At 51.2% G+C, this 16,758-nt stretch carries 17 protein-coding genes; 12 read left to right on the plus strand and 5 right to left on the minus strand.

Features of this window, described 5'->3' with window-relative positions; genetic code table 11:
• Nucleotides 1–305 (minus strand): L-threonylcarbamoyladenylate synthase (locus tag R6U67_RS00680; protein WP_410250750.1); only part of this gene is annotated, 305 nt, incomplete at its 3' end.
• A gap of 110 nt (nt 306–415) precedes the next feature.
• Here R6U67_RS00680 and larC point away from each other — a divergent pair.
• From larC to R6U67_RS00695, 3 genes are all read left to right on the plus strand, one after another.
• A complete protein-coding gene (larC, locus tag R6U67_RS00685) occupies nt 416–1,660 on the plus strand; it encodes a nickel pincer cofactor biosynthesis protein LarC (RefSeq protein ID WP_410250751.1) in 1,245 nt (414 codons plus the stop codon).
• A gap of 93 nt (nt 1,661–1,753) precedes the next feature.
• Nucleotides 1,754–2,725 (plus strand): CobW family GTP-binding protein, encoded by a 972-nt coding sequence (locus R6U67_RS00690; RefSeq protein ID WP_410250752.1) that lies wholly within the window; start codon nt 1,754–1,756, stop codon nt 2,723–2,725.
• Nucleotides 2,713–3,774, plus strand: coding sequence for a WD40 repeat domain-containing protein (locus R6U67_RS00695; RefSeq protein WP_410250753.1), 1,062 nt, complete (start codon nt 2,713–2,715; stop codon nt 3,772–3,774). Before R6U67_RS00690 ends, R6U67_RS00695 begins: the two co-directional genes overlap by 13 nt.
• Before the next feature lie 54 nt (nt 3,775–3,828).
• Here R6U67_RS00695 and R6U67_RS00700 read toward each other — a convergent pair whose 3' ends face one another.
• On the minus strand, nt 3,829–5,031 hold the full coding sequence (locus tag R6U67_RS00700) for an RNA-guided endonuclease InsQ/TnpB family protein (protein ID WP_410250754.1): 1,203 nt from the start codon (nt 5,029–5,031) through the stop codon (nt 3,829–3,831).
• A gap of 206 nt (nt 5,032–5,237) precedes the next feature.
• On the opposite strand from R6U67_RS00700, the gene R6U67_RS00705 reads away from it, so the two are divergent.
• The 3 genes from R6U67_RS00705 (at nt 5,238) to R6U67_RS00715 (ending at nt 8,093) form a co-directional block, all read left to right on the plus strand.
• Nucleotides 5,238–6,374 (plus strand): metal ABC transporter solute-binding protein, Zn/Mn family, encoded by a 1,137-nt coding sequence (locus R6U67_RS00705; RefSeq protein ID WP_410250755.1) that lies wholly within the window; start codon nt 5,238–5,240, stop codon nt 6,372–6,374.
• Nucleotides 6,375–6,459: 85 nt separating this feature from the next.
• Nucleotides 6,460–7,227, plus strand: coding sequence for a metal ABC transporter ATP-binding protein (locus R6U67_RS00710; RefSeq protein WP_410250756.1), 768 nt, complete (start codon nt 6,460–6,462; stop codon nt 7,225–7,227).
• A 26-nt stretch (nt 7,228–7,253) separates the two neighbouring features.
• Nucleotides 7,254–8,093: a metal ABC transporter permease gene (locus tag R6U67_RS00715; protein ID WP_410250757.1), complete on the plus strand. Its 840-nt coding sequence runs from the start codon at nt 7,254–7,256 to the stop codon at nt 8,091–8,093.
• A 73-nt stretch (nt 8,094–8,166) separates the two neighbouring features.
• Here R6U67_RS00715 and R6U67_RS00720 read toward each other — a convergent pair whose 3' ends face one another.
• The gene (locus tag R6U67_RS00720; protein WP_410250758.1) at nt 8,167–8,916 is read right to left on the minus strand and encodes a DUF6920 family protein; all 750 of its coding nucleotides are present in this window, start codon (nt 8,914–8,916) and stop codon (nt 8,167–8,169) included.
• Nucleotides 8,917–9,118: 202 nt separating this feature from the next.
• The gene (locus R6U67_RS00725) at nt 9,119–10,036 is read right to left on the minus strand and encodes a cation diffusion facilitator family transporter (RefSeq protein ID WP_410250759.1); all 918 of its coding nucleotides are present in this window, start codon (nt 10,034–10,036) and stop codon (nt 9,119–9,121) included.
• 140 nt (nt 10,037–10,176) lie between these two features.
• Here R6U67_RS00725 and R6U67_RS00730 point away from each other — a divergent pair, with 140 nt between their 5' ends.
• From R6U67_RS00730 to ftsY, 5 genes are all read left to right on the plus strand, one after another.
• Nucleotides 10,177–11,010 (plus strand): HpsJ family protein, encoded by an 834-nt coding sequence (locus R6U67_RS00730; RefSeq protein ID WP_410250760.1) that lies wholly within the window; start codon nt 10,177–10,179, stop codon nt 11,008–11,010.
• Between the two features lie 135 nt (nt 11,011–11,145).
• Nucleotides 11,146–12,045 carry a glycosyltransferase family 2 protein gene (locus R6U67_RS00735; RefSeq protein ID WP_410250761.1) on the plus strand — a complete coding sequence of 300 codons (900 nt, stop codon included), beginning with the start codon at nt 11,146–11,148 and terminating at the stop codon, nt 12,043–12,045.
• A 253-nt stretch (nt 12,046–12,298) separates the two neighbouring features.
• The gene (locus R6U67_RS00740) at nt 12,299–13,051 is read left to right on the plus strand and encodes a DUF502 domain-containing protein (RefSeq protein ID WP_410250762.1); all 753 of its coding nucleotides are present in this window, start codon (nt 12,299–12,301) and stop codon (nt 13,049–13,051) included.
• Between the two features lie 144 nt (nt 13,052–13,195).
• Nucleotides 13,196–13,873 (plus strand): transcription antitermination factor NusB, encoded by a 678-nt coding sequence (gene nusB, locus R6U67_RS00745; RefSeq protein WP_410250763.1) that lies wholly within the window; start codon nt 13,196–13,198, stop codon nt 13,871–13,873.
• A 47-nt stretch (nt 13,874–13,920) separates the two neighbouring features.
• Nucleotides 13,921–15,498: a signal recognition particle-docking protein FtsY gene (gene ftsY / locus R6U67_RS00750; RefSeq protein ID WP_410250764.1), complete on the plus strand. Its 1,578-nt coding sequence runs from the start codon at nt 13,921–13,923 to the stop codon at nt 15,496–15,498.
• A 53-nt stretch (nt 15,499–15,551) separates the two neighbouring features.
• Here the strand turns inward: ftsY and R6U67_RS00755 are convergent, their stop codons facing one another.
• Entirely contained in the window at nt 15,552–16,196 is a 645-nt protein-coding gene (locus tag R6U67_RS00755) for a YqiA/YcfP family alpha/beta fold hydrolase (protein ID WP_410250765.1), read from the minus strand.
• 150 nt (nt 16,197–16,346) lie between these two features.
• On the opposite strand from R6U67_RS00755, the gene R6U67_RS00760 reads away from it, so the two are divergent.
• Complete coding sequence (locus R6U67_RS00760) at nt 16,347–16,754, plus strand: hypothetical protein (protein WP_410250798.1); 408 nt, start codon at nt 16,347–16,349, stop codon at nt 16,752–16,754.
• Nucleotides 16,755–16,758 lie beyond the last annotated feature (4 nt).

Raw genomic sequence — 16,758 nt, forward strand, 5'->3', positions numbered from 1 at the left:
GGCAACAGAAAGGTAAACGGCCCAGGGATAAGACGTTTCATAATTCGATAGGCCGGATCGGTGACTTGGGCATAACTGGCAATGTTCGACAGAGACGGGCAAAGAAAGGTTAATGGTTTTTCATTGGACAGTTGTTTAATTTGACGAACTCGTTGCACCGCAGACTTGACGCTGATGTCACAACCGATGGCGTAAACCGTATCGGTGGGATATAACATCACGGCCCCTTGAGCTAGGGCATCCTTAATTTCCTCTATTCGTCGAGGTTGCGGGGTGTCCGGATGAACTTCGTAAATGGTTGCCATAGGGTTGCAATAATGAAAGGTGATCAATCGGGTGCATTGGAGCGCCCTGCCACCCTATAATCGCATTGGATTTGCTATCACACCGGGTTAAGGGGGCAACAGAGCTAAGGATGAGCCGTCGCATTGCCTATTTTGATTGTCCAACGGGGATCGCTGGGGATATGTGTCTCGGGGCGTTGCTCGATGCTGGCCTCCCTTTGGACTATCTCGAACAACAACTGGCCGGTTTAGGTCTGGCCGATGCTTTCGGGTTGCGGGCTGAACGAGTCCATCGCAACGGTCAAGCGGGGTTAAAGCTCCATGTGGAGTTACCCACGGTCACTCAAGAACCGCCAACGTTTGAGGGGGCAACGTTTGAGGGGCATCATCACCACCATCACGGCACTCGTCATTTGCCTGAGATTGAAACGATGATTCAGGGCGCGAATTTGAGCCAGCGTGCCACGGACTGGAGTTTGAGGGTGTTTCGACGTTTGGCGGCGGCCGAGGGGGCTGTTCACGGAATTAGCCCCGATCGCGTCCATTTTCATGAGGTGGGGGCAACGGATGCGATCGTTGATATTGTGGGAACCTGTATCGGCCTGGATTGGTTTGAGGTTGACCAGATTTTTTGTTCGGCTCTCCCTAGCGGTGGCGGTACGGTGAAAGCGGCTCATGGACGGCTGCCGGTTCCCGTTCCGGCGGTGCTGAAACTGCTGGAAATGGGCGGGGTGATGATGTATGACAATGGCATTCAGCGAGAGTTAGTCACCCCCACGGGAGCGGCTTTGATGGTGACGTTGGCCGAGTCGTTTGGCTCGGTTCCGGCGATGAGGCTTCAACACACGGGATTGGGGGCGGGAACTCAGGAGTTGCCGATTCCGAATCTATTGCGTCTGTGGTTGGGAGAAATCGAGGAGAGGTTGGCGGGGGGGGATCGCGTCTGTGTTTTGGAAACTCAGTTAGATGACACCACGCCTCAGGTGATTGGCTATACCTGCGATCGCCTGTTCGAGATGGGTGCTTTGGATGTCTTGACTCAGCCGGTTCAGATGAAGAAATTTCGCCCCGGAATCTTGTTGACGGTGATTTGTCCCCCCGAGAAACAAGGGATCTGTGAACAGGTGATTTTCCAAGAAACCACCACTCTCGGCATTCGCCAACGGCTACAACAGCGTTCGATTCTCCATCGTCGCCTTGAGACGGTCACCGTTGACGGCCAACCGGTTCGCGTCAAAATTGCCACGGATGGACGTGGGGCGGTGGTCAATGTTCAGCCGGAATATGAGGATGTGGCGGCGATCGCCCGTATACAACAACGCCCCTGGCAACAGGTTCAGCAACAGGCCCGAGAGGCTTGGGTTAACTCTGGATGATGACTCTGGATGATGACTCTGGATCTCGAACGGCTCGACAATGAAAACAATTATCATTTACAATAGTCGCGACTCGCCACAGCCTCAAGATTTATGGTCAATACCCCCATGCTCAACACCGTTCCCGTGACCGTCCTGACTGGCTATTTGGGAGCCGGAAAAACCACGCTTCTCAACCGCATCCTCACCTATGAACATGGCAAAAAAGTCGCCGTGATTGTCAATGAGTTTGGTGAGGTAGGTATCGATAACCAATTGGTGATTGATGCCGATGAAGAAATCTTTGAGATGAATAACGGCTGTATCTGTTGCACCGTCAGAGGCGACCTAATTCGCATCATTGGTAATTTAATGCGGCGGCGCGATAAATTTGACCACTTAGTGATTGAAACCACAGGACTAGCGGACCCCGCCCCAGTGATTCAAACCTTCTTCGTTGATGAAGATATGCAGGAACAGCTCAACCTAGATGCGGTGGTCACGGTTGTCGATGCCAAACATATCCATGATCACTGGGATGCCGATGAAGCTCAAGAACAAATCGCCTTTGCCGATGTGATTCTGCTCAACAAGACGGATTTAGTCAGCGAAGCCGAGTTACAAGACCTGGAAACGCGCATCCGTTCTATGAATATCATGGCCAAGGTCTATCGCACGCAAGATGCTGCCATTGAGATGAATGATATTCTCGGCGTCAAGGCCTTTAATCTCAATCGAGCCCTGGAGGTTGATCCCCAGTTCCTCGACGAAGATGCTCACGAGCATGATGAGACGGTGGGATCGATCGCCCTAGTGGAATCCGGGGCCGTCGATGCTGAGAAACTCAATGCTTGGCTGAGTGAGTTGTTGCAAACCCAGGGGCCGAACATCTTTCGCATGAAAGGTATTTTGAATCTGGATGGAGAAGACGATCGCTTTGTCTTTCAAGGGGTGCATATGCTCTTCGATGGTTCCCCCGATCGCCCCTGGAAGCCCCAGGAAACCCGCAAAAATGAGTTAGTCTTCATCGGCCGCGATCTCGATGAAACGCAGTTACGAGAGGATTTTCGCGCGTGTCTGGTCTAAGGAAATCTCCCCTCAAACAAGAACGTCGGGGTCAGTTGCGCGACTATGGAACGGCTCTGGCCTGGACTCCCGATGGCCATCAAGTGGCCATGGCCTCCGCCGCCGGAGAGATTGTCCTCATTGCCCTCGACGGCAGACCGCAACAGGTGCTGCGAGACCCCGATGGACAGTCTATTGATGCTCTATCGATCTCCCATGATGGACAGTTCCTGGCCGCTGGGGGACAAGCCGGGGATGTGATGATTTGGCGGCTGGGAGAGTCTCCCCAACTGATCACTTGCTTGGAAAATGCCCGAGCCTGGGTTGAACACCTGGCCTGGCATCCTCATCGTAATGAGGTGGCCTTTGGGGTCGGTCCTTATGTCCAAGTTTGGGATGCTGAGGCGGCGGAGGTGGTCACCACCCTGATGTTTGAAGCCTCTTCGGTGTTGGATCTCGCTTGGCATCCCGAAGGCACTCAGTTAGCGACGGGGGGCCATCAGGGGATTAAAGTCTGGAGTTGCCAGGCTTGGGATGATGATCCTCAAGTCTATGAGATTCCCGCCGCTAGTCTCTGTCTCGCCTGGTCTAGCAATGGGGAGTATCTGGCCTCGGGGAATATGGATCGCACTCTGGTGGTTTGGGCGATGGGTAATCCCTATCCTTGGCAAATGCAAGGCTTTCCGGGTAAGGTGCGAGATTTGGCTTGGTCCGAGTTGTGGTTGGGACACGCACCCCTGTTAGCATCAAGCAGTCGTGAGGGGATTGTCATCTGGGATAAACATCAAGATGATGACCAAGGTTGGAATCCTCAAGTGTTGGAACTGCATCATGCTCGCGTTAGTGCGATCGCCTTTCAACCTCACACTCAACTCCTGGCCTCGGCCTCGGAAGATGGCTCGATTTGTCTTTGGCAAGATGCGGTTGAGGTGGTGCAACTCCTCGATGGAACGGAGGGCGGTTTTTCGGCTCTGGCCTGGAACCCCGATGGTACGGCTTTGGCGGCTCTGGGAGATACGGGAGACTGGCTGATTTGGCAGCAACGCCGCCCCAAAACCGGATTTTTCTAGGAGATGTCCTCAGAGAACGGGATTTAAGGATTTGAGGATGTGAACTACCACTCATCATCGCGAGGCGATTGATGAGTGGCTTCGAGCTTCAGTGGGAATTGCCTCGGGAAGTGTCGAACGAATTCGACCTCCCTTTGGTCTCACATTCCCTCCACTGGCAGAAGCCCCGGTTCCCGAGGCCATGATCCGCAAGCCTTCGTTTTTGAGATTAATTGCCGCATTGATGTCTCGATCGTGAATCTGCCCACATTGCGGACATTCAAACGATCGCACGTCGAGTCCCATCGTGGGAAGCGGCAACAACGTTGCCGAACAAAGGTGAGTGCTGGGGAAAAATCGATCCACTTCCAAATAGACTTTCCCTTCTCCCTCAGCCTTGTATTTGAGCAGGGTCGAAAACATACCCCAACCCACATCACTTATTGCCTTAGCAAGGCTGTGATTCCTGACCATGTTCTTGACGGCCAGATTTTCCACCACAATCACTTGGTTCTCGTTGACTATCTTGCGGGATAGCTTGTGGAGAAAATCGGCTCGAGAGTTGGCAATCTTGCTGTGAACCTGCGCCACAAGCCGTCTGGCTTTTTGGCGAGAGTTCGAGCCTTGTTGCTTCCTTGACAGTTTTCGCTGTTTGCGTCTGAGATTGCGCTCGTGCTTCTTGAGGTGACGAGGATTGTTGTATTTTTCACCGTCAGAAGTCACGGCAAAGTGCTTCAACCCCAAATCGATGCCAATGGCTTTGCCGTCAGCATTGGGTTCGGGTTTTTCCGAACCATCGTCGATAAAGATTGAAGCATGATACCGTCCATCAGGATTGCGACTGATAGTTACAGTTTTGATTTGCCCTTCAAACCAGCGATGAACCCGACAGTACACCTCTCCAATCTTGGGAAGATGCAACTTATCGCCTTCGAGTCTGACGTTTTGCGGGTATTGAAGGGATTGTCGTCTGTGCTTGCTTTTAAAGCGTGGGTAACGAGCGCGTCTTTCAAAGAAGTTGATAAACGCTCTCGACAGGTTTAATACCGAACTTTGCAAACACTGAGAATAGGTGTCTCCCAGCCATTCCAACTCTCGCTTCCATTGGGGAAGCATTTTCTTGAGTTCCATCCCCGAGATGCCTTTCCCGGTTTGGCGGTAGGCTTCCGTCGTCAGTTGCAAAGAACGGTTCCACACAAAACGGCAGCAGCCAAAGGCTTTCGCAAGGGCGACTTCCTGCTCTTTCGTGGGATAGATTCTCAGCTTGACGACTTTCATTAGAGATAGCTAGCTTTGTGCTAATGCTAGGATAACAGATCGAACGGCTTACCCGCCACGTTACCGCCACAATTCATCTGCGCTTCAATCGGAGATTAGAAACGCAGGATTCTCGCGGGATTGCTAAAGTCTCACAAAGTTTGCAATAATGATTATCATTCACAAAAATAGCTCGATCTGCGATCCTATTACCGAGAACGTCAGCTATGTCTATTCCTTATCTACCAACGCTTCTGAACTTACCCCGTCGTTGGGGTCGTCCTCTGTGGGCGATCGCCACCTCTGTTACCCTAGTCGGGTTGAGTAGTTGTGCTACGGACCCTGATAGTACCTCTGCAACGCCTCAAGGGGAAGCCGACAGCGAGGAACTGCAAGTGGTCACCAGCTTTCTACCGATGACTCAGTTCACTAAAGCCGTTGTCGGCGATCGGGCCGAGGTTACCCAACTGTTACCCCTTGGCGTTGATCCTCATGACTATCAAGCTCGGCCCGCCGAAGTTCAAACCTTGGCCGAGGCGGATATATTGGTGAAAAATGGCTTGGGGATGGAGTTCTATCTCGATGGCCTCATCGCTAATGCTGAGAATCCCGATTTGTTGATCATCGATACCAGTGAGGAAATCGCGGTTCTCTCGAATCAGGACAGCAAAGGTCACGAACATGACCACGATGATGACCACGATGATGACCACGATGAGCATGACCACGATGAGCATGACCACGATGATGACCACGCTCATGGACATGATCATGGACATGACCATGGAGAATACAATCCCCACATCTGGCTCGATCCCAAGCGAGCGATCCAACAAGTAGAAAACATCCGCGATGGTCTAATTACCCATGATCCCGAGGGAGAGGCTGAATACACCGCCAATGCAGCGGCGTATATTGAACAGTTACGAGATCTCGATGCTGACATTAGCAACGCCTTAGAGCCTTATGGGGGAGAAACCTTTATTGTGTTCCATGACTTTGCCCCCTACTTTGCCGAGAGCTACAATTTAGAAAGCGATTTCTTGGTGGATATCCCCGAATCCAACCCATCTCCCGGAGATGTACAGCGAATCTCGGAACAGGTGGCCAAAACCAATCTAAAAACCCTTTTGGCTGAACCTCAAGCCGGACAAGAGACCTTTAGTGCTTTGGCCCGAGATTTAGACATCAATGTTAGTATTTTTAGTCCTGTCGCAGTGGCCTTCGGTCCTGAGGATATGGAACCTGAGGCCTATCTGACGATGATGCGTGAGAATTTGGCGAATCTCCAGTCAGCCTTTGCGGGTTCGGCTCAGTCTTGGTGGGAGCTTGAGAGACCTGAGCTGGCCCGGGTCAGTCATTAAAAGACTGCAAAAGACCGCAAACAGATACCATCAATCTAGCGGTAAAATACTGGTTTAATGCTAGCTAAGATAACGGAGGGAAAGCTTGAGTGATACTGTACTGACCGTTGAAAACTTAACGGTTTATCGTGAGACCTATGCAGCGGTGCAGAATGTCTCATTTTCCCTTGAAACCGGAACAGACACGGCGATTGTGGGTCCTAATGGTGCGGGAAAAAGTACCCTGGTTCAAGCATTATTAGGGATTTTACCCAGACAATCGGGTGATATTTTTGTCTTGGGACAAGCGTTGAGCCGTCAGGGGTCTCTCCCTTCTGCTGTGCGTGAGAAACTGGCCTATCTTCCTCAACAGTTTCTCTTTGATCGTCGTATTCCGATTACAGTCGAGGAATTGGTGGGTCTGGGTTGGGACCCCCCTGGACTCCGATTTCCTTGGCTGGGGGGACGACAGCGGTTTCACCAAGTCCGCCAGGCCTTAGCACGGGTGGATGCGGCCCATTTGCGATCGCAACCCATCAGCCGTCTCTCGGGTGGGGAGATGAAGCGAGTTTTGTTGGCTTATTGTTTAGTGCGTCCCCGCAGTCTCTTGATTTTAGATGAAGCACCGGCGGGTTTAGATATTCAAAGTGAGTCGGAGTTTTATCAACTTCTCTATCAGTTGAAACAAGAACAAGGCTGGGCAATTTTGCAAGTTTCCCATGATTTAGATATGGTCCGGCGACATTGCGATCGCGTCCTCTGTCTGAACCGAACCTTACGCTGTCAGGGAGTTCCTGACGTCGCCCTTTCACCGGAAAACCTCGTCGCCGCCTACGGAAACGAGCGATCGCCGTACCATCATTCCCATTCGTAACCTCTAATTATTTCCCATTATTTCCCATGTCTTTTTCGGCTGAAATCGCTCGTGTCACAGATTTATTCCAACTTCCATTTATGCACCGCGCCCTCATCGGAGGAGTTCTCACCGGGGCGACTGGAGGGCTTTTGGGAAGTTTTGCTGTGTTGCGACAACTCTCATTTTTTAGTGATACTTTAGGACATTCCGCTCTACTTGGGATTAGTTTAGGGGTTTTATTTGGGGTTAATCCAACTCTGGTTTTATTGCCGTTCGCGGTTGTCTTTGCTTTGGGCGTATCGTATTTATTAGAAAAAACTAAAATCTGGACTGATGCTTTATTAAATATCGTCTATTCCTCGTCTCTAGCGTCGGCAATTATCCTCCTGAGTTTTGTGGGTCAATATAAAGGAGGATTAAACAACCTCTTATTTGGAGATATCCTGGCAATCCGTCCTGGAGATTTGCTGTTTAGCTCTGTTCTTCTCGGAGTCTGTATTGTGTTTATCGGCTTGACTTTGCGAACACAAATGTTAGTGACACTCCATGAAGAGTTGGCGATGGCTCGGGGAATTTCCGTCTCAATCCATCGCATGATATTTACAACGCTCTTAGCCCTGGTGGTGGCGATTTCGATTAAGGCGATTGGTGTTTTGCTGATTAGTGCCTTTGTGGTTACTCCCGCTTGTACCGCACAATTGATGACGGGTAAATTCTCCCATTACATCGTTATTTCTGCCATAATTGGTGCGGTCAGTGCCGTGGGAGGGATGGTATTATCCGCCTTTTTTGATTTACCCTCGGGTCCGAGTATTGTGATTACTCAGTTAAGCTTATTTTTCTTGGCTGCGTCGTTTCCCTATTTGCGGAAACTTGCCGTTTAAGGTGTGGAGAGTTACGGTTTGTTGATAACGGGGTTGAGCGAGTTGAGTGTCTTGGACTAATGAGGCGGTTGGTTTAGCGGTAGGTGATGCGATCGAGGGTCGCCTGAAAAAAGGCCGTCTCGTCGAGATTGTCTGACTCAACTTGTCCCCAACCGACGGAAAACTGACTCGGAACTCGATAGCCACTGACCTCAGTTTCTGCCTCCATGACCCCGGAAAATAGGCGATCGCCATAGGTCGTATCATCAGGATTTCCCCAACGTTGAAACCTCATTTGTGCGAGTTGTCCTTGAGGACTAAGCTGTAATCGTAACCGCGTGGTTTCTCCCAATAGGTGAATCGGGGTTTCAATCTCCCGGTCATTGAGGACTGTCCAGGGGCGATCGCCATTGGCTAAAACCGAGGGAAGCCAAATGCTTTCGCCTTGCATTCGTCCAATAATTGAGCGGGTAATGTCCTCTCCATCCGCCGTCATCACCGGAATCAGTCCTAGGAGTTTCCACGCTAAGCGTCCGCCGCCATTGACGAGTGAATCAGCCCCAAAAATGGGTAAGATGCCCTTCATCCAGGCCGTTGCACTCCAAATCATGCCCTGATCCCAAGCGATAACTTGTTCAGCTTGGAAGGGAGTCCAGGTGTTGAGTTTGATCTGGCCGTGCATCCGCAGGCGAACGGCGGTGGCCAGGGGTGTTCCTGGGGCGATGCTATGGTTCAGGTAGCGTTGTACGGGGTCGGGAAGATGAGTCAGGCGATGGGGGTCGAAGACCTGAGAATTAGACGTTGCAGACTCCCAGAGGTGGTTTAGGGCAGATTTTTTCGGCATATTATTTGATGTAGGAATTAACGGCTAATCATCCATCATCTAAAACAAATCATGGGTCTTTCTGGATATAGCATGGGATACCAAATTGTAGGGGTGAAAATTTTTCGCGGAGTAGGGGCGAAAAATTTTTCGCCCCTACAGCAACGGATGTAATCTGTCATAAATTCTCCTGATCACCCTAAACGCAGAAGACCCCAAACCATCAACAATCTTTACCATTCTCGGAGTCCTCGCCGTAACTGATCTTCTCCGATTGATAGTTCGGCGGTTCCATATGAATCGTGAGGCGAATGGGGGAAAAACGATCTTCAAGTTTCGCTTCAATATCTTCAGTGATACCATGAGCCGTTGCCAAATCTTGAGCATCAACGACGACGTGCATTTCCACAAAAAGCTGGCGACCAATCAGTCCCCGTGAGGCAATCTCATGGCAATTGATGACTCCAGGAACCTCCATAACTAGATTATGGATGGCTTCGGGGGCGATCGCCATCTCATCAATCAACCAGGGTAGATTCTCCCGCAACACCTCCCAACCACTACGGAACACCAACCCAGCCACGGGAACCGCCAGCCAAATATCCAATTGAGGATACCCGAGCATAACGCCAATCAACCCGAGCATGACCGTGATCGTAATCCAGACATCACTCATGGTATGGTGAGCATCGGCGATGAGAATTTTACTGCCGAGTTTGATCCCAACTCGTCGCTCATAGTAGGTGACCAGGATGTTAACCCCCAACACAAAGAGCATGAGCCAGAGAACCACAGGAGACATCGTCACGGGGTTCTCATCGGACAACAAACGCTCGAGCACCCCCTTGAGAATCTCGAAAAATGCCGCCCCGAGAAAGGCTGCGATTCCCAACGCACCGATCGCTTCAAACTTCTGATGTCCATAGGGATGTTCGCGATCGGGTTTGGGAGAGGATAACTGACTCGTCACCAATCCTAGGACATTACTGGCACTGTCGGTCGTGCTATGGAGCGCATCGGCGACTAAACTCAGAGAGCCAGTCCACCATCCTAAACTTCCCTTAATGATGACCACTAATAGATTCAGGGCCAAGGTGACCAGCAACACCTGGCGGACTTGAGGGCGATGATCTACAACCATAGTCGGTCGGCTCCAAAATCAAGAAAAGTTCATAAAACGTAACTCAGTCATCGGCTTAAATGAGTCAGAGTCACGGATTTTACGCAAAATCAGTCTAATCGGCTAATTTAGAAAAGAAGCGCTTTAAGACCACCTATATCATGAAAACTTCAAATTCCCGTAAACCATCATCTCTAGCAGCACGAAGCCTGAAAGTCGTCGGCATATTGTTGATTCTGTCGGCCTTGGTTGACGTCTTGATTATCCCGGCTCCCTATCAACCCTTAGACTTACCTTGGCGACTTCAGTTCGCCTCAACGATTGTCGATCGCGGTATCATCCCCATGATTGGGATTGCCCTAACCTTTGCCGGATATTGGATGGATACTTCCGGTGCGGCGACGGCTCTACCTCGTAAAAAATGGCAGGATTTGCGCTTCTGGGGGCTAATTCTCTCAAGTGTCCTCGGTGTGGTCTTTCTTTTAGTGACAGCGATTCACTTTAACGATGTGCGGATGCAAAGCAGCACTCGTCTACAGGATATCCAGCAGCAAGCACGTCAAGCAGAAACCGAGTTAAACATGCAGTTAGGGAGTGAGGAGTTTCAACAACAAGTCACTCAACAACGCACTCAACTCGAAAACCAATTGAGAGGCCTTTTAGAGAATCCGGCTCAGGTGAACGAACTCTTGGACAGTCAGGAAACTCCTGAGCAATTGCGAACCTTGTTGGAAGCCTCACAGGAAAATCCTGAGGAGATCGATCGCTTTTTAGACGAGCAGGCGGCACAACTTCCCGAACAGCTCGGCGGACAAATCCGCCAGCGAGAGTTAGAACTAGAAAGACAGACCCGTCTGGCGGCGTGGAAATCGGCGTTCCGCATTGGGACTAGCTCGCTGCTGTTGGCCATTGGCTACATTCTCATCGGCTGGACTGGACTCAAGGGTATGATGCGTCCCCGCCGGGCCACACGCCAAGCACCATCGGCTAACTAGGTTAAACGATTCTCAGATTGGGGTGGGTCTGTTCAAACCAATACGGTGTCCAGCCTCTAGGCTTTTTGAGCCAATTGGCGAGGGGACACCGTCTCGGTTTCCTTTTTTTTACTCTATGCTGTTGTCCCCGAGTTTATGTTTTCGATCTATATCCTGACCTACAACGAAGAAATTGATATTGCTGAATGTATTGAGTCAGCTCAAGGATCAGACGATATTATCGTTGTGGATTCTTTTAGTGGCGATCGCACCGTCGAGATTGCTCAGAGTTATGGGGTTCGTGTCGAGCAACACGCCTTTGAAAGCCATGGGAAACAGCGGACTTGGATGCTGCGATCGATTCCCACCCGCCATGAGTGGGTGTATATCCTAGAAGCCGATGAGCGGATGACTCCCGAACTGTTCGCCGAATGCCTGGCCGCGACTCAGCAAGACCAGGTTATCGGCTATTATGTGGCCGAACGAGTCATGTTTATGGAGCGTTGGATTCGCCACAGCACCCAATACCCCCGCTACCAACTGCGTTTATTCCGCAAGGATCGAGTTTGGTTTGATGATTACGGCCATACTGAACGAGAAGTCTGTGATGGCCCGACCTCCTTTTTACACGAAACCTATCCCCACTATACCTGTGGGAAAGGGTTAAACCGCTGGATTGAAAAGCATAACCGCTATTCGAGCGATGAGGCCAAAGAAACCCTGCGCCAACTTCACTACGGTAAAATTCAATGGCGCAACCTCTTCTGGGGGGCCACGGAAGTCGAGCGGCGACGAGCTTTGAAAGACTTGTCCCTGAGGCTTCCTCTGCGTCCCCTGGTGCGTTTTCTCTATATGTACATCTTTCTCGGTGGTTTTCTCGACGGACAAGCCGGCGTTGCTTGGTGTACCTTACAATCATTTTATGAATATCTAATCTTGTTGAAAGTCCGTGAGTTGAAACAACAAGGTTATGTCCCCCCTCGACCCAAGCCAGTCAGCGATGGCGTTGAGCCACCCTCTTCGGAAAAAAATTCAGTCGTCAAAACCCCCTTTTGATGGGTTGGGTCCCTAGGGACGATCCGATGGATGTTACCCTTGAACTAGGGAGATTAGCGATCCCCTCAACGAGTCGCCCGAGTCGCGACCTCCGTTGGCCGTCCTGCCCCCTTTGCAACAATTCTTCACATCTTCTAAGATAAGGACATCACGTTTAACGGCGATCCGTAAGCCCTGGCGCTGGTTGACGCCGGTTTAGGGGATGAGGTCCGTCAACTCAGTTATCGCTCTTTTGGATGAGAGTAAGGTATCCGTGCTGCAACGTTTACGGCAAGATTTAAAAAACGATTTAATCGCAGGATTGCTGGTTATTATTCCGTTGGCTACCACCATCTGGATTTCCTTGGTCATTGCCAACTGGACGATTGACTTTTTAACCAGCATTCCTAAGCAAATTAATCCCTTTGATGGACTCAACCCAATTCTGGTGAATCTGTTAAATCTCCTGGTGGGGTTGACTGTTCCGTTGTTGGGGATTCTTTTGATTGGCTTGATGGCGCGAAATATCGTTGGCCGCTGGCTACTCGATTTTGGAGAAACTCTAGTCCAAGCGATTCCCCTGGCGGGATCGGTTTACAAAACCTTAAAGCAACTCTTACAGACACTCCTACAAGACTCAAATAGCAAGTTTCGTCGGGTCATTTTAATCGAATATCCCCGCAAGGGGATCTGGGCCATCGGTTTCGTGACGGGAACGATCAGCAGCAGCATTCAAAGCCATATGTCGGAGTCGATGCTGAGTGTGTTTGTCCCGACGACCCCCAACCCGACGTCGGGATGGTACGCTATTATTCCCGAACATGAGGCCATCAACGTTAATCTCTCGATTGAAGATGCGTTTAAGATCCTAATTTCTGGTGGAATTGTCTGTCCCGCACCGCCGGAAGCACTGGCTGAATCGCAACGGCCGACCCTAGAACAACTGCTCTCCCGTCGTAAAAACAAGTCGGAGATTGAGACCAACGTCCCTGTGATTGAAGAGGATGCCGAAACCGTTGAAGGGTAAGGGGAATTAGTCCCCCGGTTCAGGGTTGAGGCTTCATCCTTGAACCGTCTCAACTGTGACGGTGTTCTCAGCGTTCAGTGCCGGATTGAGTCTGACGTTTCCCTTTTCGCTTTATTCATTTTTAACTGACAGTTTTAACTTAAAATGCAAGCTCGTAGCATCTCCCGTGAATTGGCTTTGTTGAGTCTAAGTCAACTTCCTAAACGTTCTAGTAAACTCAGCCAACATCAACTGAATGATTTTATTGTGGCGGCGGTTCGGGCCATGACGCTGGAGGTTCATGAGTCTCTGGAGACGGCGGCGGCTGAACTGAAGCGGGGTTACGATCGCCTCATGGATGAGGAGATCCGCGACAGTGATATCACTAGCTCAAAAGCGAGTCTGAGCGAGGCGATGGAACTGACTCGCCACGCCATCGATCGCCTGGGAATGGCCATCGAACTCCCGGAATTTGTCCAGTTGGCCAATCAAGCCGAAGTTCGAGATTACGCCTTGGAACTGTTGCTGGCGGTGGTGCAACATCGCCAAGAGATTGATGAACGCCTCGATCGCACCATTGTCGATTGGCAACTCGAACGACTCCCCCATGTTGAGCAGAATATCTTACGTTTAGCTGCCGCAGAACTTTATTATGTCGGTACGGCGGATCAGATTGCCATTAATGAAGCCGTCGAACTCACCAAACGCTACAGTAGTGAGAAGGCCTATCGCTTTGTCAATGGCGTATTACGCCGCCTGGTGGAACTGCGCGATCGCCCGGAAGAGGAGCCAAACGGGCAATCTGATGATGCGATCGCCTCAGAAACCCGCTCCAGTTTATGATCGCATAGGTTAACCCCTTTAACTCGTCTAGTTTTAATACGCGCATTATGGTTTTTAACTGGTTTCGTCGTAAATTCGATCGCAGCGGCAGTCAAGAAGACGAACCCGAGCAAACTCCCCCCAGTCCAGAGGCGACAACGGCGGATGAGTCCGAGGATGTCTCTGAGCCTGTCGAGGAGGAGACGGCTGAGTCTGAACCGACATCTGACTCATCTCCCCAAGAGGACTATCTCGCTTGGGCCAAAGCCGCGTATCAGAATATTCAACAGCAACAGGGGACGACCATCACAACAGACTCCCCTGAGACGGAACCTGAACCTGAGCCGGAACCTGAGCCAGTTGCCGAAACTCCGGTAGAACCTGAGCCGGAAGCTGAGCCGGAAGCTGAGCCGGAAGCTGAGCCGGAAGCTGAGCCGGAAGCTGAGCCAGTTGCCGAAACTCCCGTAGAACCTGAGCCGGAAGCTGAGCCAGAACCTGAGCCAGAACCTGAAGCTGAGACGGTTCCCGCTTGGATGAAAGCGAGCGAGGAGCGTCAAGAACGACTCGAACGGTTAAAAGCCGAGGCGATCGAAACCCCAGTTGAAGACGAACCCGAAGCCGAACCTGAACCGGCCATCAGCTTCGACGAAAACTTTGTCTGGTCTGCAGAAGTCCTGGCCGCTCAGGGACGTAAACCCGAGGATATCTCCGTCGAAGAGATTACTTGGCTCAGAAAACTGCGTCAGGGGTTAGGGAAAACCCGTCTAGGACTGATTAACCAATTAAAGGCGATCGTGGGTCAGGGGCCGCTGAATAAAGATGCGGTCTTTGAAATCGAAGCCTTATTGTTGCAAGCCGACGTTGGGATTGAGGCGACGGATTTCGTGATCGAAACCCTACAAGAGAAATTACGAGCCGAGAGTCTTCCCCCCGACGAGGCGATCGCCTATCTCAAGCAAATTCTACGGGACTTGCTCGACCAACCCTACCAAAATGGCTACGAGCCGGACTTCATCCCCGAGAAAGACCAATTCAACATTTGGCTAATGACGGGAGTCAATGGTGCCGGAAAAACCACCACCATCGGTAAACTCGCTCATCTGGCCCAAAAATCCGACTATCGCTGTCTGATTGCAGCCGCCGACACCTTCCGGGCCGCCGCCGTTGAGCAAGTCAAAATTTGGGGACAACGTAGTAATACCGACGTCATCGCCAACCCTGGTAAAAATACCGATCCAGCGGCCGTCGTCTTTGACGCGATCGCCGCCGCAACATCCCGAAACACGGAATTGTTGCTGATTGACACGGCGGGCCGGCTCCAGAATAAGAAAAACTTGATGGAAGAGTTGAGCAAAATTCGCCGCATTATCGATAAAAAAGCCCCCGATTGTCGAATTGAGTCTCTCTTAGTTCTCGATGCTACGTTGGGACAAAATGGCTTACGTCAAGCGGAAGTTTTTGCGGAAGCGGCTCAATTGAGTGGCGTGGTCTTGACAAAACTCGATGGAAGTGCTAAAGGCGGTGTCGCTCTGGCGGTGGTGAAACAGTTGGGTTTACCAATCCGCTTTATTGGTGCGGGGGAAGGGATTGAAGATTTGCGCCCCTTTTCGAGTTATGAGTTTGTTGAGGCGTTGTTGAATGGTTGAGGGAATAGGGAACACCGGAACTGGGAATAGGGAATAGGGGGGATTGGTTGCTGTTAAGGGTTCAGGAGGGATGGCCAGAGGTGGCGATCGAGGTGGGTTAGGGCGTGATCGCTGTCGACCTCGATGAGGTGAACCCAGGGACGGGTGGCGGCGTAGTCGCGGCTGGCCTGGATGGGAATGATCTCGTCATGGATTCCGTGGAGGATGGTGGTGGGAACGGGATGGGTGAGGCCTTGGGGTAGGTAGCGGCGTGCGTCTTCGACGAAGTGATAATGCAGGGGGAGCGATCGCCCTTCGCCATAGTGGTAAATGTCCCGATACCCTGAGTCTTGCCAATGCTGCAATTGTGCGGGAGTCAGCCAACAATCGGGAAAGCCGAAGGCGGGAGCGAGCAGGAGTAGTCGTTCGACATGGGCGCTCTCCTGGGCGACCCAGGCCGCCGTTAAGCCCCCTAAACTGGAGCCAATGAGGGCGACCCTAGAATGTGGGGAAATCAGCGCCGAAACCTGGCGAATTTGGCGGCTGACCGTAAGCTGGGAAAAGCCGCCCAGGTTGAGATCGACCCGATGTAGGACTTGTCCTTGTTCCCTGAGGCGATCGCGCAGTCGTTGAGCTTTCCGAGACTGGGGACTTGAGGCCAAGCCGTGGAGATAAAACCATTGGACGGTTAATTCTGAATGGTAATCATCACTTGACATGGGTTTTTGTTAGAATTGAGCGGCGGCGGGATCAACTTCTGAGGTCATTGTCCCGTGTGAGTTTTGCCAAATCTGAGGCGCTGAGTTTTGCCTGAATCTCGACTCAGCACCAACCCTGTAAACAAGCACTGGTTGAGGGTTTTTAAATTGGTGTATCCCCCCAAAGGAGAGAAAATCGAACTCGATCGCGAGTACCCGTGTCCCTGTCGCCGTCCCGGCCATTTGAAGCCAATTACCTTGACGGAGGCCTTGGGATGCGATCGCTGTCAGCAAATTTTTGTGGTTGATGACAGCGGCTTCTCAATTGAGCAACTCTCCACCCACTATCCCTATAAACAGATGTGGCGTTGGACGGGAACTCACTGGAAACGAGCGAGAACCGGGATTAAAGATATGTACTTTCCCCTAGCGGTGGGGGTCGTGTTAGTCTTAGCCATTGTCTGGTTGCCCATTGCTCTACGGTTATCCGTTGGGGCCAATACTCTGCCTTGGATTATTTTAGTGGTACTCTTAGCAGTGTTGCCCGCAGTATTAGTTTGGTTGGCATACCGACGTTAGCGTC

Origin of the sequence: Sodalinema sp. (assembly GCF_046483825.1) — a bacterium.
Taxonomy (GTDB): Bacteria; Cyanobacteriota; Cyanobacteriia; order Cyanobacteriales; family Geitlerinemataceae; genus Sodalinema.